The organism is Lysobacter firmicutimachus (assembly GCF_037027445.1).
GTDB classification, from domain to species: Bacteria; Pseudomonadota; Gammaproteobacteria; order Xanthomonadales; family Xanthomonadaceae; genus Lysobacter; species Lysobacter firmicutimachus.
Map to the genome: position 1 here is coordinate 2,335,887 of NZ_JBANDL010000002.1, position 20,017 is coordinate 2,355,903.

General features: G+C 67.0%; 21 protein-coding genes and 4 tRNA genes. 12 read left to right on the forward strand and 13 right to left on the reverse strand.

What is annotated here, in order from left to right:
• Positions 1–58: 58 nt before the first annotated feature.
• Positions 59–1,627 carry a glutamine-hydrolyzing GMP synthase gene (gene guaA, locus V2J18_RS10390; RefSeq protein ID WP_064749880.1) on the forward strand — a complete coding sequence of 523 codons (1,569 nt, stop codon included), beginning with the start codon at positions 59–61 and terminating at the stop codon, positions 1,625–1,627.
• A 268-nt stretch (positions 1,628–1,895) separates the two neighbouring features.
• Here the strand turns inward: guaA and V2J18_RS10395 are convergent, their stop codons facing one another.
• The gene (locus tag V2J18_RS10395; RefSeq protein ID WP_336131738.1) at positions 1,896–2,807 is read right to left on the reverse strand and encodes a LysR family transcriptional regulator; all 912 of its coding nucleotides are present in this window, start codon (positions 2,805–2,807) and stop codon (positions 1,896–1,898) included.
• A gap of 102 nt (positions 2,808–2,909) precedes the next feature.
• Between V2J18_RS10395 and V2J18_RS10400 the strand changes: the two genes are divergently transcribed.
• The 4 genes from V2J18_RS10400 (at position 2,910) to tadA (ending at position 5,269) form a co-directional block, all read left to right on the forward strand.
• The gene (locus tag V2J18_RS10400; protein WP_336131739.1) at positions 2,910–3,236 is read left to right on the forward strand and encodes a nuclear transport factor 2 family protein; all 327 of its coding nucleotides are present in this window, start codon (positions 2,910–2,912) and stop codon (positions 3,234–3,236) included.
• Positions 3,233–4,015 (forward strand): SDR family oxidoreductase, encoded by a 783-nt coding sequence (locus tag V2J18_RS10405; protein WP_336131740.1) that lies wholly within the window; start codon positions 3,233–3,235, stop codon positions 4,013–4,015. The genes V2J18_RS10400 and V2J18_RS10405 overlap by 4 nt, the downstream gene beginning before the upstream one ends.
• Before the next feature lie 487 nt (positions 4,016–4,502).
• Complete coding sequence (locus V2J18_RS10410; RefSeq protein WP_336131741.1) at positions 4,503–4,706, forward strand: hypothetical protein; 204 nt, start codon at positions 4,503–4,505, stop codon at positions 4,704–4,706.
• 83 nt (positions 4,707–4,789) lie between these two features.
• A complete protein-coding gene (tadA, locus tag V2J18_RS10415) occupies positions 4,790–5,269 on the forward strand; it encodes a tRNA adenosine(34) deaminase TadA (RefSeq protein WP_336131742.1) in 480 nt (159 codons plus the stop codon).
• Positions 5,270–5,279: 10 nt separating this feature from the next.
• On the opposite strand, the gene V2J18_RS10420 is transcribed toward tadA, so the two are convergent.
• Positions 5,280–5,759 (reverse strand): DUF2721 domain-containing protein, encoded by a 480-nt coding sequence (locus V2J18_RS10420; protein WP_336131743.1) that lies wholly within the window; start codon positions 5,757–5,759, stop codon positions 5,280–5,282.
• 65 nt (positions 5,760–5,824) lie between these two features.
• Complete coding sequence (locus V2J18_RS10425; protein WP_064749875.1) at positions 5,825–6,310, reverse strand: DUF2721 domain-containing protein; 486 nt, start codon at positions 6,308–6,310, stop codon at positions 5,825–5,827.
• 69 nt (positions 6,311–6,379) lie between these two features.
• Here V2J18_RS10425 and orn point away from each other — a divergent pair, with 69 nt between their 5' ends.
• Entirely contained in the window at positions 6,380–6,946 is a 567-nt protein-coding gene (orn, locus tag V2J18_RS10430) for an oligoribonuclease (protein WP_064749874.1), read from the forward strand.
• Between the two features lie 974 nt (positions 6,947–7,920).
• Here orn and V2J18_RS10435 read toward each other — a convergent pair.
• Together V2J18_RS10435 and ppsA are read right to left on the reverse strand one after the other, a co-directional pair.
• Complete coding sequence (locus tag V2J18_RS10435; protein WP_336131744.1) at positions 7,921–8,877, reverse strand: mechanosensitive ion channel family protein; 957 nt, start codon at positions 8,875–8,877, stop codon at positions 7,921–7,923.
• A 7-nt stretch (positions 8,878–8,884) separates the two neighbouring features.
• Positions 8,885–11,263: a phosphoenolpyruvate synthase gene (gene ppsA / locus V2J18_RS10440; RefSeq protein ID WP_336131745.1), complete on the reverse strand. Its 2,379-nt coding sequence runs from the start codon at positions 11,261–11,263 to the stop codon at positions 8,885–8,887.
• A 131-nt stretch (positions 11,264–11,394) separates the two neighbouring features.
• Between ppsA and ppsR the strand changes: the two genes are divergently transcribed.
• The 6 genes from ppsR to V2J18_RS10470 all read left to right on the forward strand — a co-directional run bounded on the left by ppsR (position 11,395) and on the right by V2J18_RS10470 (position 13,541).
• Positions 11,395–12,216 (forward strand): posphoenolpyruvate synthetase regulatory kinase/phosphorylase PpsR, encoded by an 822-nt coding sequence (gene ppsR, locus V2J18_RS10445; RefSeq protein ID WP_064749553.1) that lies wholly within the window; start codon positions 11,395–11,397, stop codon positions 12,214–12,216.
• 251 nt (positions 12,217–12,467) lie between these two features.
• Positions 12,468–13,004, forward strand: coding sequence for a DUF1249 domain-containing protein (locus V2J18_RS10450; protein ID WP_064749554.1), 537 nt, complete (start codon positions 12,468–12,470; stop codon positions 13,002–13,004).
• 46 nt (positions 13,005–13,050) lie between these two features.
• Positions 13,051–13,126 (forward strand) — tRNA-Ala (locus tag V2J18_RS10455).
• A 49-nt stretch (positions 13,127–13,175) separates the two neighbouring features.
• Positions 13,176–13,251, forward strand: a tRNA-Glu gene (locus tag V2J18_RS10460).
• An 89-nt stretch (positions 13,252–13,340) separates the two neighbouring features.
• Positions 13,341–13,416 (forward strand) — tRNA-Ala (locus V2J18_RS10465).
• 49 nt (positions 13,417–13,465) lie between these two features.
• Positions 13,466–13,541: transfer RNA gene (locus tag V2J18_RS10470), tRNA-Glu, on the forward strand.
• A 149-nt stretch (positions 13,542–13,690) separates the two neighbouring features.
• Here V2J18_RS10470 and V2J18_RS10475 read toward each other — a convergent pair.
• The 8 genes from V2J18_RS10475 to V2J18_RS10510 form a co-directional block, all read right to left on the reverse strand.
• On the reverse strand, positions 13,691–14,800 hold the full coding sequence (locus V2J18_RS10475; protein WP_336131746.1) for a hypothetical protein: 1,110 nt from the start codon (positions 14,798–14,800) through the stop codon (positions 13,691–13,693).
• A 52-nt stretch (positions 14,801–14,852) separates the two neighbouring features.
• Entirely contained in the window at positions 14,853–15,695 is an 843-nt protein-coding gene (locus V2J18_RS10480) for a serine/threonine-protein kinase (RefSeq protein WP_336131747.1), read from the reverse strand.
• A 794-nt stretch (positions 15,696–16,489) separates the two neighbouring features.
• Positions 16,490–17,215, reverse strand: coding sequence for an aquaporin (locus V2J18_RS10485; protein WP_064749260.1), 726 nt, complete (start codon positions 17,213–17,215; stop codon positions 16,490–16,492).
• Positions 17,212–17,595 carry an arsenate reductase ArsC gene (locus V2J18_RS10490; RefSeq protein ID WP_064749259.1) on the reverse strand — a complete coding sequence of 128 codons (384 nt, stop codon included), beginning with the start codon at positions 17,593–17,595 and terminating at the stop codon, positions 17,212–17,214. Before V2J18_RS10490 ends, V2J18_RS10485 begins: the two co-directional genes overlap by 4 nt.
• Positions 17,592–18,032, reverse strand: coding sequence for an arsenic resistance N-acetyltransferase ArsN2 (gene arsN2, locus V2J18_RS10495; protein WP_064749258.1), 441 nt, complete (start codon positions 18,030–18,032; stop codon positions 17,592–17,594). Before arsN2 ends, V2J18_RS10490 begins: the two co-directional genes overlap by 4 nt.
• Before the next feature lie 10 nt (positions 18,033–18,042).
• Complete coding sequence (locus tag V2J18_RS10500; protein ID WP_064749257.1) at positions 18,043–18,537, reverse strand: ArsI/CadI family heavy metal resistance metalloenzyme; 495 nt, start codon at positions 18,535–18,537, stop codon at positions 18,043–18,045.
• Positions 18,534–18,875 (reverse strand): ArsR/SmtB family transcription factor, encoded by a 342-nt coding sequence (locus V2J18_RS10505; RefSeq protein WP_064749256.1) that lies wholly within the window; start codon positions 18,873–18,875, stop codon positions 18,534–18,536. The genes V2J18_RS10500 and V2J18_RS10505 overlap by 4 nt, the downstream gene beginning before the upstream one ends.
• A 419-nt stretch (positions 18,876–19,294) precedes the next feature.
• Positions 19,295–20,002, reverse strand: coding sequence for a hypothetical protein (locus V2J18_RS10510; protein WP_064749254.1), 708 nt, complete (start codon positions 20,000–20,002; stop codon positions 19,295–19,297).
• Between the last annotated feature and the right edge of the window lie 15 nt (positions 20,003–20,017).

Sequence of the window (20,017 nt, forward strand, 5' to 3'; positions counted from 1 at the left end):
CCGCATCCGTTGTTCGAACCGACGCTTTTGCGAATCCCCACTCCCTAATCCCGGCCCCATGACCGACATCCACAGCGACAAAATCCTGATCCTCGATTTCGGTGCGCAGTACACCCAGCTGATCGCCCGCCGCATCCGCGAACTGGGCGTGTACTGCGAAATCTGGGCCTGGGACCACGATCCGGCCGAAATCGCCGCTTACGGCGCCAAGGGCATCATCCTGTCGGGCGGCCCGGAGTCGACCACCGAGCAGGATTCGCCGCGCGCACCGCAGCAGGTGTTCGACGCCGGCCTGCCGATCCTCGGCATCTGCTACGGCATGCAGACCATGGCGGTGCAGCTGGGCGGCGCCACCGAGGCCGCCGACCAGCGCGAGTTCGGCCATGCCGAAGTGCAGTTGGTGGCCCAGGACCGTTTGTTCGACGGGCTCAAGGATCACCCGGGTTCGCCGCCGCGCCTGGACGTGTGGATGAGCCATGGCGACCACGTCGCCAAGGCGCCGGAAGGCTTCGTCGTCACCGCCAAGACCGACCGCATCCCGGTCGCCGCCTTCGCCGACGACGCGCGCCGCTGGTATGGCGTGCAGTTCCATCCCGAAGTCACCCACACCAAGCAGGGCCTGACCCTGCTGCGCCGCTTCGTGGTCGATATCTGCGGCTGCCAGACCCTGTGGACCGCCGCCCACATCATCGACGACCAGATCGCCCGCGTGCGCGAGCAGGTCGGCCAGGACGAGGTCATCCTCGGCCTGTCCGGCGGCGTCGATTCCTCGGTGGTCGCGGCGCTGCTGCACAAGGCGATCGGCGACCAGCTGACCTGCGTGTTCGTCGATACCGGCCTGCTGCGCTACAACGAAGGCGACCAGGTGATGGCGATGTTCGCCGAGCACATGGGCGTCAAGGTGGTGCGGGTCAACGCCGCCGACCGGTACTTCGCCAAGCTGGCCGGGGTCAGCGACCCGGAGGCCAAGCGCAAGATCATCGGCAACCTGTTCGTCGAAATCTTCGACGAAGAGTCGGCCAAGCTTGCGAACGCCAAATGGCTGGCGCAGGGCACCATCTACCCCGACGTGATCGAGTCGGCCGGCAGCAAGACCGGCAAGGCCCACGTGATCAAGAGCCACCACAACGTCGGCGGCTTGCCCGAGGACATGAAGCTCGGCCTGGTCGAGCCGCTGCGCGAACTGTTCAAGGACGAAGTGCGGCGCCTGGGCGTCGAACTCGGCCTGCCGCGCGAGATGGTCTACCGCCATCCGTTCCCGGGCCCGGGCCTGGGCGTGCGCATCCTCGGCGAGGTCAAGCCCGAATACGCCGACCTGCTGGCCCGCGCCGACCACATCTTCATCGACGAACTGCGCAAGGCCGGCCTGTACGACAAGACCAGCCAGGCCTTCGCGGTGTTCCTGCCGGTCAAGTCGGTCGGCGTGGTCGGCGACGCGCGCGCCTACGAATGGGTGATCGCGCTGCGCGCGGTCGAGACCATCGACTTCATGACCGCGCACTGGGCGCACCTGCCGTACGATTTCCTCGGCACGGTGTCGAACCGGATCATCAACGAACTGCGCGGCGTCTCGCGCGTGGTCTACGACATCAGCGGCAAGCCGCCGGCGACGATCGAGTGGGAGTGAAGTCAGGCCCTGTGGGGGCTATCGCCAGCTATCGAAAGCTCGTCAGGGCGTGTTGATTCGGAAATAAGTACGTCGGCAGCTCGCGGTGACTATCGCCGGCCAGCAGAACAGGCTGGCGGTAGCGCCGACGGTAGGAACCGGAGAACCGGGTCGAGACCCTTGCGTTTGCGATCCAGACTAAGCCGGTCGTTGACGGCAAAAGTCTCCTTGGAAAAGTCTCCCCGGGAAAGCGCGAGGCGTCGTCGCTCATGGGCGCCCTTTTCTGGGCCTAAAGCCGATCGAACGGTTTTCGATCCAACAGACAATCGATGAACGCGCCCAGCAGGGCCGGTCGATGTTGCCGGTTCGGGTAGTAGAGGAACAACCCGGGGCGCGAGATCGACCAGTCCGCCAGGACCTGGACCAGCCGGCCCTGGGCCAAGAGTTCGCCCACGCCATCTCGCTCGAAGTGATAGGCGATGCCGAGCCCGCCCAATGCAGCCGCAATGCCGATGTCGGCGTGATTGGTGACGACGGGGCCGTCCACGGCGACTTCGAGTCGTTGTCCTCGTTTCTCGAACTCCCAGCGATAGTGCCTGCCGTCCATCTGCAGCCGCCAGTTGATGCAGGCGTGGCCGTGCAACTCGGCGGGCGACTTGGGGGTTCCCCGACGCGCGAGGTAGTCCGGGGACGCCACGGCCACCATGTCCAGGTCCGGCGTAAGACGCACGGCCACCATGTCCTTTTCGAGCTGCCCGCCCACGCGGATGCCCGCGTCGAAGCGCCCGGCGACGATGTCGGCCAGCGCATCGTCGACCACGATGTCCAGAACCACGTCGGGGTGCGCTTGATGGAAGCGCGAAAGCCGGGGCGCGATGATGGTCCGGGCGGCGATCCCCAGCGTGTTGATCCGCAGCGTGCCGCTCATCTGCCCGGTCGCCTCGCTGGCTTCGGCGACGGCCGCCGCCATCTCCCGAATCAACGGCGCTATGCGCCGGTAAAGCCGTTCGCCGCTTGCCGATGGCGCGACGCTTCGCGTCGTGCGATTCAGCAGGCGGGCGCCGATGCGGTCTTCGAGCTGCCGGATCGTCTGGCTGAGTGCCGAAGGCGACAGGCCCAGGTACTCGGCCGCCCGGGCAAAGCTCTGGCGCTCCACGACGGCTACGAAGGCCTTCAGCTCAGCGAAGTCGGATCCGCGCATTATGTATGTATTCCTACATAGCCCATACGGATTCTAGGGCATTCACTGAATTAATGCCGACGCGCATCCTGAGGCCTCCACTGGCCCCACGGAACCGACGACATGGACACCCTGACTCTCCCCGAGCCGATTGCCGCGTACTTCGCGGCCGAACACACCCCTGAAGCCTTGGCGCATTGCTTCACGGCGCAAGCCGTCATGAAGGACGACGGGCACACCTACACCGGCATCGACGCCATCAAGGCCTTCATGGCCGAGGCATCGGCCAAGTACAGCGCGACGAGCGTGCCGTTCGCCATCGAGCGGGAGGACGGCTTTCAACTCGTCCGCGCCAACGTCAGCGGCAACTTCCCGGGCAGCCCGATCGTTCTGTCTTACCGCTTTCGCCTCGAGCGCGGCCTGATCGCATCGCTGGAGATCACGGCATGAGCTTCGACCTTCGCCTGCACGGCCTGCGGGCCGTGGTAACCGGCGGCACGCTGGGCCTGGGCGCTGCAGTCGTGAAAACCCTTGCGGAGGCCGGCGCTCGGGTGGCGACGTCCGCACGCACCGTGCCGGCGGAGCCGGTGGAGGGCGTCGACTATGTGGCCGCCGACCTGTCGACGGCGGAAGGAACGAGTCACCTCGCTCGGACCATCCTGCAGGATTGGGGCGGCGTCGACATCTTGATCAACGTGCTCGGCGGGTCGAAGACGCCCGGCGGCGGTTTCGCTGCGATCAGCGATGAGCACTGGTTCGCCGAGCTCAATCTGAATTTGATGCCTGCGGTACGCCTGGATCGTGCGCTGCTGCCAGCGATGCTGGCTCAAGGGGCGGGAGTCATCATCCACGTCAGCTCCATCCAGCGCGTGCTGCCTCTGCCGGAGTCCACCACCGCCTATGCAGCGGCCAAGGCGGCCCTCACGACGTACAGCAAGTCGCTGGCGCGCGAGGTGACGCCCAAGGGCGTTCGCGTGCTGAGCGTGGCGCCGGGCTGGATCGAGACCGAGGCATCCGTCGCGTTTGCCCGGCGGACGGCCGATCAGGCAGGAACGGACTACGAGGGCGGCAAGAAAATCATCATGGATTGGCTGGGAGGAATTCCCGTGGGTCGACCCGCACAACCCCAGGAAGTCGCAGATTTGATCGTCTTCCTGGCGTCCCCGCGATCGGCTTCGATCGCCGGGGCCGAATACCGGATCGACGGCGGCACTGTTCCTACTCTGTAGCTGACAGCCGCGGCCGACCGAAGCGAGCTACACAAGCGCGACGACCCGAAGCCCGGACCTCCGGGCTTCGGTCGTTTTTTGGAGGGGCGGTTCTTTGGGGGCGGCCGGCTTCGGCAACGGCGTGGTAGTGCAACGCTGCGGCTGTCGCGGCTCACGCCGTTCCTACAAGCGACGGTCTGCGGCTTCGATCGTCGGTGCAGGTTCTGCGCGGTCCGCGGTCGCGACTTGCGTCGCTCCTATCCGGCAGCGGCGACGTGTGCGCCGCCGGCTGCGCCCTGCGTCACTTCGCCACCCCGATTCGAACGATCGAGGACAGAACCTGGCCGCGACCGGGCGTAGCCTGGGCGCTCGAACCGCCGTGCCCGCCGCCCCGGCCGCCCCCGCCGGAGCGCCCGTGTCGATTGCGCCCGGTCCGGTTCGTCGTATCAGTACAGGTCGCGCTGCCCCGCGCGCGGCCGCGCACGCTCGCCGTACAGGAGTTCCGACGATGCCTCGATACCTGCCGCTGGCGGCGGCGCTGCTGGCCCTGCCGCATTTGCTGATGGCCGCGTCCGCGCATCGCACCTCGCTGCCGCAGATGGTGGAGCGGGTCGAATGCGCGCACCGCACGCCGCCGGCAGCGTCCGTGCGCGCAAAGGCGGCGCCGGCCGCGGCTGCGCGACCGATGCGTCCGGGCGAACCGCACGGCTGAGCCGGTCGCGCGGTGCGTGCGCGCCGCGGGTCGGGGATAATGCCCGCTTCCAAGGCCGCGCGACTGCGGCCAGAGCGGGCGCAGTGAGCGAGCAGGACGACATCGACGAAGGCTGGATGCGCCATGCGTTGGCGCTGGCCGAGCGCGCCGAGCGCGAAGACGACGAGATTCCCGTCGGCGCGGTGCTGGTCTCGGCCGAGGGCGCGGTGATCGGCGAGGGCTGGAACCGCAACATCGGCAGCCACGACCCCAGCGCCCATGCCGAGATCGTCGCCCTGCGCGAGGGCGGCCGTGCGATCGGCAACCATCGTCTGCTCGGCGCGACCCTGTACGTGACCCTGGAGCCCTGCGCGATGTGCGCGATGGCGATGGTGCATGCGCGGGTGGCGCGGGTGGTGTACGGCGCCCGCGACCCCAAGACCGGCGCGGCCGGCAGCGTGTTCGACCTGCTCGCCGACCCGCGCCACAACCACCGGGTCGAGGTCCGCGGCGGCGTGCTCGGCGAAGAGGCCGGGGCGCGCCTGACCGCTTATTTCCGCCGCAAGCGCGGCAAGCCGGCTTAAGCGTGACGCGTCACGGCCGCGGCGGGTTGTCGCGGTCGAACTCGCGCTTCACCTCGGCGTCGAGCATGGTCACGCTCATCCGCGCCTCGCGGCCGAGGTTGATCGAGGCCGCCAGCACCAGCAGCACGCCGCACATCGCCAGCCCGGTCGGCACGCCGCGCAGGTAGCGGAATTCGGTGAACTGGTCGATGCCGATCGCCAGGCTGGTGGCGACGAAGGCGGTCATCGCGCCGTACAGCAGCTGCAGGCAAATCAGCACCAACCGCACCCGTCGCCGGTGCAGGATGATGCGCGCCTCCAGATACTGCCGGGTCGCTTCGTCGTGGGTCGATTCCAGGGTCGCCAACTGCTGGCGCAGGCGGTCGACGATGCGCGCCAGGCGGTTGTTCGACGACACCAGCAAGGAAGCGGTCGCGGTCAGGAAGAACGCCGGCGTGATCATCGCCGAGACCACGCTGTAGTGCTGGCTCAGTTGCAGCGGGTCGGGCATGGCGGGCTCCGGGAGGGCGGCGATGTGGGGCCGGGCAATGGTGCGGCAACGACGGCGGGAGGGGCTCAGGCGCGCGGCTTGGCCCAGCGCTTCATCGCGCTGGCGTGACCGTGATCCATCTCCTCGTTGACCGCCTCGACCGCGAGCGCCGACTCGCGCGCCAGCAGCAGGCTGGCGGCGAACATCGCCAGCACGCCGAGCGCGGCCAGCGCGGTCGGGATCGCGCCGAGCCGGTAGCCGAGGAAGGCGTCGCCGGCGACGCTGAGGCTGGTGCCGACGAAGAAGCTGATCGCCGTGTAAAGCAGCTGGCTGCCGCGCAGGATGATCCGGCTGCGGCGCTTCTGGCGCAGGATGTGGCGCTCGATCAGCTCGCGCTCCTCGGCGTCCTCGGTCTCGGCCAGCTCCTTCAGCAGCACTCGCGCGCGGTCGATGACCCGGGCCAGGCGGTTGTTGGCCGACAGCAGCAGCGAGGCGGTCGCGGTCAGGAAGAACGCGGGGGCCAGCATCGCGGTCAGGATCGCGTAGTGGGCGTAGGCGGCGGTCTGGCTCATTGCGGTGCGGAAAGCGGGGCGGCGGGGCTGTCGGCTATCATGCCGCGACACGGACACGACGGCGAGGCTATGACCGACAAGACTGGGCACGAGCACCGGCTGATCTGGATCGATCTGGAGATGACCGGCCTGGACACCGACCGGGATTCGATCCTGGAAATCGCCACCGTGGTCACCGACGCGCAGCTCAACGTGCTGGCCGAGGGCCCCGAGCTGGCGATCGCCCATCCGCTGGAGCGCCTGCAGGCGATGGACGAGTGGAACCGCAACCAGCACAGCCGCTCCGGCCTGTGGGCGCGGGTGCTGGAGCAGGGCGTGCCGATGGAGGAGGCCGAGCGCCGCACCCTGGAGTTCCTGGGCCAGTGGGTGCCCGCGAACACGTCGCCGATCTGCGGCAACTCGATCTGCCAGGACCGCCGCTTCCTGCACCGCTGCATGCCGCGGCTGGAGAAGTACTTCCATTACCGCAACCTCGACGTCAGCACGATCAAGGAGCTGGCCCGGCGCTGGGCGCCCGAGGTGCTGGCCGGGGTCAGCAAGGACAGCAAGCACACTGCGCTGAGCGACGTGATGGACTCGATCGCCGAACTGCGCCATTACCGCGGCGCGATGGGCAAGCTGGGCGGGTTGGGCTGAGCGGCGCCTGCAAGAGGCGCCGCCCTGCGCGGGTAGGAGCGACGCAAGTCGCGGCCAACCGCAGCGACGTACGCAAACGCAAGCCACCGAAGCCCGGGCCACCGGGCTTCGGCCTTTTTTGGGGCGATGGTTTCTCTGGCGGGGGCGCCGGCTTCGGAAAGCGGCGTGGTATCGCGCCGCTGCGGCTGTCGCGGCTTACGCCGCTCCTACAGGCGGGAGGTCGCGGCTTCGATGATTGGCGGCGGCCCGGTCGCCTCTGCGCGTCCCGCGGTCGCGACTTGCGCCGCTCCTACCCAAGGCTGGCTCTTGCAGGAGCGGCGCGAGCCGCGACAACCGCAGCGACGTATGCAAGCGCAAGCCACCGAAGCCCGGGCCACCGGGCTTCGGCCGTTTTAGGGCGATGGTTTCTCTGGAGGAGGCGCCGGCTTCGGAAAGCGGCGTGGTATCGCGCCGCTGCGGCTGTCGCGGCTTACGCCGCTCCTACAGGCGGGAGGTCGCGGCTTCGATGATTGGCGACGGCCCGGTCGCCTCTGCGCGTCCCGCGGTCGCGACTTGCGTCGCTTCTACCCCGGGCTAGCTCTTGTAGGAGCGGCGCGAGCCGCGACAACCGCAGCGACGTACGCAAGCGCAAGCCACCGAAGCCCGGGCCACCAGGCTTCGGCCGTTTTGGGGCGATGGTTTCTCTGGAGGAGGCGCCGGCTTCGGAAAGCGGCGTGGTATCGCGCCGCTGCGGCTGTCGCGGCTTACGCCGCTCCTACAGGCGGGAGCTCGGGGCTTCGATGATTGGCGACGGCCCGGTCGCCTCTGCGCGTCCCGCGGTCGCGACTTGCGTCGCTCCTACCCCGGGCTGGCTCTTGTAGGAGCGGCGTGAGCCGCGACAACCGCAGCGACGTGCGCAAGCGCAAGCCACCGAAGCCCGGCCAACCGGGCGGTCGTGACCGATCGCAGGGCCGGCGGGAAAAGCTGCCCGCCGCTCAGGGCTTGGGTTTGCCGGCCGGGGCCGGCACGTCGCCGTCGTCGGCGATCGACTGGGTCAGCAGCTCGGCGAGCGGGCGGCCGTCGGCGTCGTGGTGGTAGACGTGCAGGTCGCGCTGCGGGTAGGGGATGTTGAGGCCCTTGCCGATCAGCTCGTTGCGGATGCCTTCGACCAGATCGCTGCGGGTGCGCACCAGGTTGGCGGTCTTGACCCAGGCGCGCAGCTCGAGATTGACGCTGCTTTCGGCCAGTGCGGTGACCAGCACTTCCGGCGCCGGGTCCTGCAGGACGTTGGCGTGCCCCTTGGCCAGGCTGAGCAGGGTGTCCTTGGCGGTCTTGAGGTCGTCGTCGTAGCCGACGCCGACGGTGAGGTCGATGCGCCGCTTCGGGTTGGCGGTGAAATTGATGATCGCCGCGGTGGTGATCAGGCTGTTCGGCAGCACGATCACCCGGTTGTCGATGGTGCGCAGGCGGGTCTGGAATACGCGGATCTGCTCCACCGTGCCCTCGACGCCGGCGGCCTGCACATGATCGCCGGCGCGGAACGGGCGCAGCACGATCAGCATCACCCCGGAGGCGATGTTGGACAGCGAGTCCTTCAGCGCCAGGCCGATCGCCAGGCCGGCGGCGCCGAGTACCGCCAGCACCGAGGTCATCGGTACGCCGATCTGCTGCAGGGTGGCGACGCCGACCACCACCACCATCGCCGCGTAGGCGATGTTGCGCAGGAAGCCGCGCAGGGTGACTTCCATGTTGGCGCGGGTCATGACCCGCTCCAACGCCCGCGACAGGCGCTTGGCCAGCCACAGGCCGATCAGCCCGATCGCCAGGGCGCTGAGCAGGGTCAGGCCCTTGCTCTGCGCCCAGGCGAGCAGCTTGTCGAGGTCGAAGCCGCTGGTTTCCAGGCCCAGCAGGGACTTGGGCACCAGCGCCTGCACCGCGTCCTGTTCGGTCATCGCCGGATCAGGCCTTGGCCTTCGCCTTGGCCAGGCGCAGCCAGGTGTCGACCACGGTGTCCGGGTTCAGCGACACCGACTCGATGCCCTGGTCCATGAGCCACTCGGCCAGGTCGGGGTGGTCGCTGGGGCCCTGGCCGCAGATGCCGACGTACTTGCCCTTGGCGCGCGCGGCCGAGATGGCCATGGCCAGCAGCTTCTTCACCGCCGGGTCGCGCTCGTCGAACAGCTTGGCGACGATCGCCGAGTCGCGGTCCAGGCCCAGGCTGAGCTGGGTCAGGTCGTTGGAGCCGATCGAGAAGCCGTCGAAGATCTCCAGGAACTCGTCGGCCAGCAGCGCGTTCGACGGCACCTCGCACATCATGATGATCTGCAAGCCATTCTCGCCCTTGCGCAGGCCATTCTTCTCCAGCACCTCGATCACCCGCCGGCCCTCGTCCAGGGTGCGCACGAACGGGATCATGATCCAGCAGTTGGTCAGGCCCATCTGCTCGCGCACCTTCAGCACCGCCTGGCATTCCAGGGCGAAGGCGTCGGAGAACGAGGGATCGACGTAACGGCTGGCGCCGCGGAAGCCGATCATCGGGTTCTCTTCGTGCGGCTCGTAGCGCGAGCCGCCGATCAGGTTGGCGTATTCGTTGGACTTGAAGTCCGACAGGCGCACGATCACCGGGTGCGGCGCGAACGAGGCGGTGATGGTGGCGATGCCTTCGGCGAGGCGATCGACGTAGAACTGCACCGGGTCGCCGCCGTAGCCGGCGATCTTCTCGTCGATCTTCTTCTTGGTCGCCGCGTCCTGCGCCGAGTACTCGAGCAGCGCCTTCGGGTGGATGCCGATGTGGCTGGCGATGATCATCTCCAGCCGCGCCAGGCCGACGCCGGCGTTGGGCAGCATGGCGAAGTCGAACGCGCGCTCCGGGTTGGCGACGTTCATCATCACCTTGAGCGGCGCCGGCGGCATCTTTTCCAGGTCGGCGACGTGGCGCTCGAAGGGCAGGGCGCCGTGGTAGATGTAGCCGGTATCGCCTTCGGCGCAGCTGACCGTGATGGTGTCGCCGTCCTTGACCGTGTCCAGCGCGTTGCCGGTGCCGACCACGGCCGGCACGCCGAGCTCGCGGGCGATGATCGCCGCGTGGCAGGTGCGGCCGCCGCGGTTGGTCACGATCGCGGCCGAGCGCTTCATCACCGGCTCCCAGTCGGGGTCGGTCATGTCGGCGACCAGCACGTCGCCGGGCTGGACCCGGCTCATGTCGTCGAGGCTGCGCACCACGCGCGCCACGCCGGTGCCGATCTTCTGGCCGATCGCGCGGCCTTCGGCGATCACTTCGCCGCGCTTTTCGAGCTGGTAGCGCTCGATCTGGGTCGCCTTGGCGCGCGACTTCACCGTTTCCGGGCGCGCCTGGACGATGAACAGCTTGCCGCTGACGCCGTCCTTCGCCCATTCCACGTCCATCGGGCGGCCGTAATGCTTTTCGATCACCAGCGCCTGCTTGGCCAGCTCGTGCACGTCGGCGTCGTCGATCGAGAACTTGACCCGCAGCTCGGCCGGGGTGTCTTCGGTGCGCACGCGCTCGCCGGGCTGGTTCGAATAGACCATGCGCAGCTGCTTGGCGCCGACCGCGCGGCGCAGGATCGCCGGCTTGCCCTGGGCCAGGGTGGGCTTGTAGACGTAGAACTCGTCCGGGTTCACCGCGCCCTGCACGACCATCTCGCCCAGGCCGTAGCTGGAGGTGATGAACACCACGTCGCGGAAGCCGGACTCGGTGTCCAGGGTGAACAGCACGCCCGAGGCGCCGACGTCGGAGCGCACCATCAGCTGCACGCCGGCGGACAGGAACACGTCCTCGTGCTTGAAGCCGTGGTGGACGCGGTAGGCGATGGCGCGGTCGTTGTACAGGCTGGCGAAGACTTCCTTGACCTTGTGCACGACGTCGTCTTCGCCGGTCACGTTGAGGAAGGTTTCCTGCTGGCCGGCGAAGGAGGCGTCGGGCAGGTCTTCGGCGGTCGCCGAGGAACGCACCGCGACCGCGACGTCGCCGCCGCCGTTCTCGCTGCACAGCTGGCGGTAGGCGGCGCGGATGTCCCGGTCCAGCTCGGGCTGCAGCGGCGCGTCGATGACCCAGCCGCGGATTTCGCCGCCGGCCGCGGTCAGCTGCGGCACGTCCTCGACGTCCAGCGTGGCCAGCTTGTCGTAGATGCGCTGGTGCAGGTTGTTATGGGCGATGAAGGCCTTGAAGGCTTCGGCGGTGGTGGCGTAGCCGCCCGGCACCGAGACGCCGAGGTTGGACAGGTGGCCGATCATCTCGCCGAGCGAGGAATTCTTGCCGCCGACCCGGGCCAGGTCGTCGAGGCGTAGCGCATGCAGCCAGAGGATGTTCTCGTTCAAGACACACAATCTCCGAGGGGGCGGGGACGCGTTCGCGGCCAAGACCGCTATGATCGCCCGGGCGTCGGGTGCATACAAGCTTGATCCGGCGGGCTTTTTCGTATTGGCGCACTACCCAGACGAGGTGATCGATGGCCGGGACCCGACCGGTTTTCTACGTTTCCGACGGCACCGGCATCACCGCCGAGACCATCGGCCACAGCCTGCTGACCCAGTTCACCGAGACCCGGTTCGTGACCGACCGGATCCCGTTCGTGGACAGCGTGGATCGGGCCCGGGAAGTGGCGGCCAAGATCCGCGAGGCCGCGGTGGAGTACGGGGTGCGGCCGGTGGTGATCAATTCCTGCATGGACGGCGAGGTCGGCGCGGCCCTGGCCGAGAGCGGGGCGCTGATGCTGGACGTGTTCGCGCCGTTCATCGAGCCGCTGGAGCGGGAGCTGCACGAGACCCGCCAGCGCCGGATCGGCCAGGCCCACGGCCTGGTCGACTTCGAGACCTACCACCGCCGCATCAACGCGATGAATTTCGCCCTGACCCACGACGACGGCGCCAGCATCGACTATGCCGAGGCCGACCTGATCCTGGTCGCGGTGTCGCGGGCCGGCAAGACCCCGACCTGCGTCTACCTGGCCCTGCATTACGGCGTGCGCGCGGCCAACTATCCGCTGACCGAGGAAGACCTGGAGCACGACCGCCTGCCGCCGCGGCTGCGCCCCTACCGCAACAAGCTGTTCGGCCTGACCATCGACCCCGTTCGGCTGCAACAGATCCGCCAGGAGCGGCGGCCGAATTCGCGCTATGCGCAACTGGAAACCTGCAAGCGCGAGGTCGCCGCGGCCGAGATGATGTTCCGCGCCGAACGCATTCCGACCTTGAGCACCACCCACACCTCGATCGAGGAGATCTCGAGCAAGGTCATGACCACGCTCGGCATCCATCGCGAGATGTTCTGAGCGGGCAGGGCGCGGGCGGGTGCGCGACGCGCATTCGCCCGCGCTTCGCCGCGGCGGACGCCGGTCCGCGCATGCGTCGGCGCGCCGATGGGCGAGCGTGGAAGCGGAGGGAAGGTCGATGCTGAACGGGGCCGCCGCACGGGGCCGCTCGGCGATTCGCCGGAGCATCGCGAAAGAGCCTATAAATTAAGGGTTTTTCGCGATTCCGTCAATCCTGCCGCGAGCGCTTGCGGACGTGTAGGATCGCGAGCATGACCTCGTCCGCTTCCCGTCTCGCGCGCATCCCTCGGCTCAGCCGCTTCGGCTGGCTGATGGGCTTGTACGCGGAGAACCATGCGCGCCTGCAGCGCCTGTTCGCACCGGCCGAACTGGCCCGCGGCACGTATCTGTCTTCGGTCGGCGACGGCCTGGATCTGCGCCTGGACGTGCTGGAGCAGCACCGCTACACCACCGAGCTGCGGCTGACGTACGCGCTGCAGGATCCGTTGACCGGCGAACCCGATCCTTCCGCGTTTTTGCGGCTCTATCACGACGCGCACCAGGTCGAGGCCACCCATTGCTACGTCGGCCGGCGCTGGCAGGACGTGATCGGCATGTACCCGCCGCCGGCGGAAGTGATCGGCCACCGCATGCGCATGAATACTTTCCTCGGCAAGTGGCTCGAGTATCTAGCCGAACGCGGTCATGGCATGACAAGATTGCGCCCCGTCGAACTCGACCCGGCGTCGCCCGATCCGATCGGAACAGGCCTCGCGGGAGAGGGCAAAAATTCAGCGATGACCGCTTGACGACTTCGCTGAACGCCCGCTAAGATGTTCGTCTTTCCAGCACAGTGGGGCCATAGCTCAGCTGGGAGAGCGCTACAATGGCATTGTAGAGGTCGCCGGTTCGATCCCGGCTGGCTCCACCACTCTTCGGAACTGAAAGGGTTTTCGAAGGGGCTGCAAGTTTCAAGTTTTGTCCCCATCGTCTAGAGGCCTAGGACATTACCCTTTCACGGTAGCGACCGGGGTTCGAATCCCCGTGGGGACGCCACATCGACCGCCTGAAAGGGCGGTTTACATCAAAGCCCTGTCGTCTGGGGCTTTTTTGTTGAAAGTTGCACGTTGTTGTTTCCAGCATGTGGGGCCATAGCTCAGCTGGGAGAGCGCTACAATGGCATTGTAGAGGTCGCCGGTTCGATCCCGGCTGGCTCCACCACTCTTCGGAACTGAAAGGGTTTTCGAAGGGGCTGCAAGATCCAAGTTTTGTCCCCATCGTCTAGAGGCCTAGGACATTACCCTTTCACGGTAGCGACCGGGGTTCGAATCCCCGTGGGGACGCCAGATTGAAGCTAAAGCCCTGATTTATCAGGGCTTTTTGCTATCTGAAGGGCTACTTTTTTATAGGTTTTCGAGGGGGTTACACCACTTTTCCGGTCCGCGCAGCGACCTCAGTCGCCCGCGGTTGCCGCATCCTCAGCAGGCCCTCTGCGTCAGCGGCGCATCCCTTCGCGCATTGCGTTCAACCATGCGATGACGTGGCTGCCGTCGTTGAACGAGTCAACGAACAAGAACTCCATATCGTTGATTCGCCCCCAAGCCCGATGAGCAGCAGCCAGGATCTCAAGGGTTTGATCCGGGGTGCGCACCGTGGCAGCGATATTTGCGAACCAGCGCATGTATTGCACCCAGGAGAGCTTTAGCCACGGGGCTCCCTCTCCTTGGCGGAGAGTCTCCAAGATCATTCCGGATGCTGGGTTGTCGGCGAAATGGGAGTCGTTGAACCAACCTTCGCGATCTAGTCGCAGTGCTTCCTGGTCGCGGATTAGCGTGAGCAGCTTTTCGTCGTTCCAGTACGAAAGATTCCTGCCCTTTGTTTGCTCGTCAGTCCAACGCGACGGGGAGAAACGGCGCAAGTTCATGTACTTGCCGGTCGAAACATCGTGCGCGCCAGCGCCGAGCCAGAGGAGTACATCGTGACTGGCGCAGGCCACGTGCACCCTTTGTTGACTGCTCAAGAGCCGAATCAGATGAATCGCTGTCGCCAGCGCTGCTTGGTCCCTCATTGGCTCGCGCTGGGGAACGCAGTCCGCGAGGAAGCTGATGAAGACACGGTCGCACTTTGAACCGCTAACCGTCGAAGCTATCTCCATTGCCCTTCGGGGTTCATGCAGTTGATTCAGGGGAATGATCAACGAAAGCGCAGCATCTAGGCCGAGAGGGCGAACGTGGCCAATCATTTCATCCGCGAGATCGACGACGAACCTGAAATAGTTGTCCTCCATGACGCGAGGGATAGGTGTTGGGCTGCACACGGTCGTTGCGCCGACACGAACAGCCTCCGCAGCGATCTCAGGGATCTTTCTTGCCCACCAACCGAACAGACTTCGATCGGCGGTCTCAAAATCGCTTCCGTAATAGGCCCACCGAGGGAGTTGGCCCTTTTGCGTAACTGGGTTGTAGAGCTGCGGGTCGAGAATTACGTCAAGGTCACTCTGCTTTTCGGTAAGCGCCTTGAGCCTGACAACTATTTCCTCGGGTGAGTCATTCACCGGGCTTAGAACTATCCCCGCGAACTGTCCGATGTTCGGGGCATCAGCCAAATTCCATGACTCGTGACCTGTTTGAAGATAGTTCCCCACGACAGCTCCCCCCTTAGTCTGCTAATGCCGCAATGAAATCGTGTGGCTGGCGATACCTCCCAACCGGCCAAGGCGATAGTGCGCGAATGAGCATCGACATTCCGAGCTCTTCGAGTTGGTCTCGAGACTCTTGAGGCACCTCCCGTTTCGACGCGACTTCGATGATTGCCGAATGTATGTTCTGGTCGGGAAGCATGAAGGGGTGCCTTCCCAAAACACACTCAGAGAGCACGATCGCCAATTCAAACTGATCGGTACGCCAGTCGATAAGGTTCTTCTCGTTGTTGAGTTGTTCTGGCGCAGCGTATGCCGGTGTTCCCGGCCCAAAGGCAAGGAACTCCCGAGTCAATGAAGGGAGATCCAGGACTCGAACGATGCCGAAATCCGTGAGTACAGGCGTTTGACCATCAGCCGCGAATAGGATGTTCGCCGGCTTGATGTCGCGGTGGACTAGCCGCCTTTCAAAGAGATGCTGCAGAACGCCCGCCAGCGGACGGGCCAGGTTCAGCGTCTGCTCGCGAGAGAGGCGCCCCTTGCTGAGGCGATCTTCAAGGGTGCCACCCGGAATGAATTGCTCGATGGCAACCCAGAGCGGCTTGCCGTTGTAATGGTCCGGAAATGCCTCGAAAAGAGAGGCAATGTTCGGGTGCGCGCATCCGAGTAAGGCGTCGGTTTCGCGAATCAGTCGATCGACCGGCCCAATGATTGGCGCTAGTTTGAGCGCAAACTCCGTTTCGGCCGATTGAACTAGGTATGCGCGCTTAAAGGCGCCGCTACCCAGCTCGCGAACCAGTTTGAGCCCGCGTTTCTGACATACATGGGCGGCGGCTTCCGCCAGCTCGGCTTCCAGATTCATCGCTGAGCCCGTTGAAATGCTCGTGAGCTTTTCGTCGGATCCAGGTCACTATGGGCTCCTGGTCGACCGCCTCCAATAAGACCTCGATTCGCTTCCCATCGAAACTGCATAGGCCGACCCCTTTTCCTTCAAACATTCTGCGATGTGGCAGTGCTCGGTGCGCAACCCGCGAAGGCAAGAGGACATAAGCCCGGTTTGCGTAGGCCGTGTTTCGATAGGCCTGCATGAACGCGCGTTTCCAGTCGCCCAGCTTTGCCTCGAATGCAATGATCGCCGACGAGCGATCGCGGGCTAGGACGTCCACTAGGCCCGCTCGGTGATCCCACTCACGTGTTATTTCCAAGCGACCAAAGCCAGACCTCGGTTTGGACAAGCGCTGTACAAAGCGATTCACAAGGTCCGCTTCGCTCGCGAACTCGTCATGTGCCGGCTTCTTGACTGCAGCACGGTCCATCTGGAACCCCGGGTGGATAGGTCTCGGTCGCCATTGTCTGCGGCTTGACGCAAAAAGCAATTAAGGCCAAGCCGCGCGGTCGGGTCAGTTCTGCCAGCCGGTCCGTAGGTTTCGACGAACGGGCGGTTTGGCTTTCCTTTTGCCAGGAATCGCCAAAAAACGCGACATAAATCACAGTTATTGGCGGGGCTTAACGAGGGATCCCCGTGGGGACGCCAAAAGCAAACGAATCGGGATGCGGGATTAGAGATTCGAAACGTGGATTCGGGCGAGGCGGCCCGGTAATCGGTTCGCCTCGAGCCCTTGCCCGAAGCGATCCGGGTCCTCGCGATTTACTTTGTTACTGCGATCGGGGCGCGGCTTCGTCGTCGAGGCGCGCTTCGGCCGGCGCCGGAGTTTCTGCGGCGGACTGCGCCGGCAACAGCGCACGCGCCAATACCAACCCCGCGCCCAGGCCGACGCACTGCGCGGCGACGAAGCCGGCCACGTCCTGCGGGCGGATGCCGGCAAAGCTTTGGGTCAGTGCGCGCGCCAGGGTCACCGCGGGATTGGCGAAGCAGGTGCTGGCGGTGAACCAGTAGCCGGCGAAGACGTAGGCCGCGACCAGCGCCGGCACCGCGGTGGGACGATGGCGCAGGCCGAGCAGGATGGTCAGCACCAGGCCGGCGCTGGCGACCGCTTCGCTGAGCCATTGCGCGGCGCCGCTGCGCGCCTGGGTGCCGGGCTGCCACAGCGGCAGCTCGAACATCGCGTGCGCCAGCAGTACGCCGGCGATCGCGGCGACGAGTTGCACGGCGACGTAGGCCAGCGCTTCGCGCGTGCCGATGCGCCGTTGCAGGCGCATGGCCGCGGTCACCATCGGGTTGAAGTGCGCGCCGGAGATCGGGCCGAGCACGGCGATCAGCGCGTACAGCGCGGCCGCGGTCGCGGCGGCGTTGGCGAGCAGGGCGACGGCGTCGTTCCCGGCCGCCAGGCGCACGCCCATGATCCCCGAGCCGACCACGGTCGCGAGCAGGGCGGCGGTGCCGAGGAATTCGGCCAGCAGTTTGCGCGCGAACGGATTCACAGGCTGGCCAGCAAGGCTTGCACGCGCGCGGAGATCTCGTCGCGCACGGCGCGGTAGCCGTCGTCGTCGAGGTGCTTGGGATCGGGCAGTCCCCAGTCCTCGCGCCGCTTGGCCGGAATCCACGGGCAGTCGTCGCCGCAGCCCATGGTGACGACCGCGTCGAATTCGCCATCGACATCGTCCAGCGATTTGGACGCGTGCGCGCTCAGGTCGTAGCCGAGTTCGGCCATGAACCGCACCGCCTTGGGGTTGATCCGGCCCGACGGTGCCGAACCGGCGCTGAAGGCTTCGACCGCGCCGCCGCCGTGGATGCGGGCGAAGGCCTCGGCCATCTGGCTGCGGTTGGAGTTTTCGATGCAGACGAACAACACGCGCTTCACGGGCGATCTCCCAGGTGTTTTTGCATGCACGCCGCCGAGGCCGGGCACAGCGAGCGGAATTCGGCGCTGTCGCGCAGCGCCGGCGGGGCGAGCCGGCGTTCGACCAGCGCGTAACCGCGGCGGGCGAAGAACGGCTGCGCGGTTTCGGTCAACAGCAGCAATTGGCGCAGGCCGCGTTCGCGCGCCTGCGCTTCCAGCGCCTGGACCAGGGCGTCGCCGACGCCGCTGCCACGGTAGTCCTCGCGTACCGCCAGCGAGCGCAGCAGGCCGTCCTGCGCGTAGGCTTCCAGGCCGATGGCGCCGATCACACGCTGGGCGTCGACCGCGACGATGAAGTCGATGGCCGCGGTGTCCAGGTCGGCGACCGGCAGTTTCGATTCGATCAGCAGCGCGCGCACTTGCGCGCGCTCGTCCGGGGTGCAGGGGCGCAATCGCATCGGCGCGCGCTCAGCAGCAGCCCGAGCGCGGCGCGCAGCAGCTCGCGCCGGCGGCCTGGGCCGGCGCCGGCTTCATCGCCGCCGGGTCCGGAGTGCAGCCGGCGCCGTCGCTGGCGCAGGCCGCGCCGGCGCCGTGGTAGCTGGTGGCGTCGCCGAAGGTGTGGAAGCTCTCCCAGCGCGTGCCCTGCGGATCTTCGGTCCACAGCTTGTCGGAGCGCGCGTAGCAACACACCGCGGCGCCTTCCGGCACCACGCTGCCGCCGGCGGCGTCCAGGCGCGGGCCGAGCGCGGCCAGCTCCTCGGCGCTGTCGACCTGCAGGCCGAGGTGATCGATGCCGGGCGTGCGGCCGGTGGCGGAAATGGCGAAGTTGATCCGCGGGTCTTCGAGCATCCACTTGGCGTAGTCGGGCTTGAGCACGCTCGGCTCGGCGGCGAACAACTCGGTGTAGAAGCGCAGGCTGGCGGGCAGGTCGGCGACGTTCAGGTGCACATGGAAGCGGTTCATGACGTGGCTCCGGTGGGGCGCGGCGGGCAGGGCTGGGCCGGGCCGCAGGCGGCGGACCCGGCGCAGCAGTTTTCGGTGAGGTAGGCGAGCAGGGCGTTCATCTGCGCGTAGTGGGCGCGCACCCGGATCACCCGGCCCTCGCGCTGGTCCTCGACCAGGGCGGCGGCGCGCAGCACGTTGAGGTGGGCGCTGAGAGTGGCCGGCGGCAGGCCGAGGCGTTCGCGCAGTTCGCCGACCGACAGGCCCTCCGGACCGGCCTGGACCAGGTGCCGGAAGGCGGCGAGGCGGGATTCGTGGCTGAGTGCGCCGAGGGCGCTCAAGGCGGCTTGGGTGTCCATAATTCCAATATTCCGGAATTATAGAATTGTGTCAAGGCGGCCAGTGGAAAATCCGATCGATGGCTCAGGTCGGGTCGCGATGGGCCGGCAGCGGCGGCCTGTCCGCCGGACAGGCCCGCGGCAGAGTCCGGCCGCAGCCGCTCTGGGCGTGTTCCAACGAGGCCGGCGTCTCGGCCCGCGTCAGCGCGCGCAGCGGCACGCCGTCGTGCACGACCGTGACTGCGTAACGTCCGCGCGGCAGCGCCGGCAAGCGGGCGAATTCGGCGGCGCCGCGCTGCTACCGCGCCTGCGCATCGCGTACTCGTTCGGCCCGCGTCGCCTCGGGATCGGGCCGGGGAAAGGTAGGCGAAGACGCGCCGGCGACCGCAGCGTGCGCAGCCTGCAGGCAGGCCGCGCACGCCGGTGCTGTCGCTCGACCGTTAATCGGCGCTCGCGGGCGCCGCCGCCGGCGGATTGAGCATGCCGTCGGTGACCACGTCGATGGCCTCGGCGAAACTGCCGGTCATCCACGGCTGGCCGTCGCCGCCGTACAGATCGATGCGGCCTTCGACCGTGCGCCGCGCGGCCGGCTGCTCCAGCGCCTTGCGGTAGGTGGCGAAGCCTTCGAGCAGGGCTTGGGTGCTCATGCTCGACGGGTCGCCCTTGTCGGCCATCAGCTGTTCCAGACCGCCCTTCAGCGCCGGCACCTGGCAGCGGTAAGTCACCGTGGCGATGGTCTGCCCCGGCCGGACATCGTTCGGGCGCTGCTGATTCGACACGCCCTTGCACTGGGCGTTGGCGACCGCGTTGGCCTGGCTCTTCATGGCGGCGATGATCGCCGGCTTGGCCTGGGCGGGGTCGGCCTTGGGCAGCGAGCTGAGGACCGAATCGGCGAAGGTGGCGTAGGACTCGTCCAGGGTCTTCGGCGCCGCGGCCAGCGCGGCCAGGTCGAATGCGTCTTTGCCGTCGAAGGCCGGCTTGAGGTAGTCGTTGAGGCGCTTGCCGGCCTCGGCGTCGTGGGCCAGGGCGACGCGCAGGTACAACTCGGCGACCTGCTCGGGCGTGAGCGCGGCGGGGGCGGCGAGAGCGGGGGCGGCGAAGGCGGCGAGGGCGAAAGCGAACAGCGGGGCGCGGGTCCTGCGGAGCATCGTGGGCATCCTTGT